This window comes from Candidatus Glassbacteria bacterium, assembly GCA_019456185.1.
Taxonomy (GTDB): Bacteria; Gemmatimonadota; Glassbacteria; order GWA2-58-10; family GWA2-58-10; genus JAJRTS01.
Window position 1 is genome coordinate 5,659 of sequence record VRUH01000009.1, and the last position, 350, is coordinate 6,008.

Here is a 350-nt window from a genome sequence, read left to right on the forward strand (position 1 = left end):
CCGAATTGCGTCTCGGAAACCTTTATGGTTCGACCAAAAACCTTATCGCCGCGGGGCTTGCGGCGAGTCTGGGCAAGAGCCTGCTGTATGTGACCCGTGGCTCGCGCCAGGCCGAGAAAATCGAGGCGGACCTGCTGAATTTCTTACCGGGCGCTCAGGTGCGGGATTTCCCCCAGTGGGAAATCCTGCCCTACGAGGACGCCAGACCGGAACCGGGAATCGCCGGCGGGCGTGTGGAGGTGTTCCTGGCGCTAATTGACCGCGCGCCGGGGATCACGGTCGCGCCGGTGCGGTCCCTGCTGCAGAAAGTCAGCGCGCCGGAGGAATTCTGCGGACGGGTCCGCACGGTC

General features: G+C 64.6%; 1 pseudogene (running past both ends of the window). It reads left to right on the forward strand.

The features are described from left to right. Positions 1-350: pseudogene (gene mfd / locus FVQ81_05105) on the forward strand (transcription-repair coupling factor) (it extends past both window edges: 103 nt to the left, 2,949 nt to the right).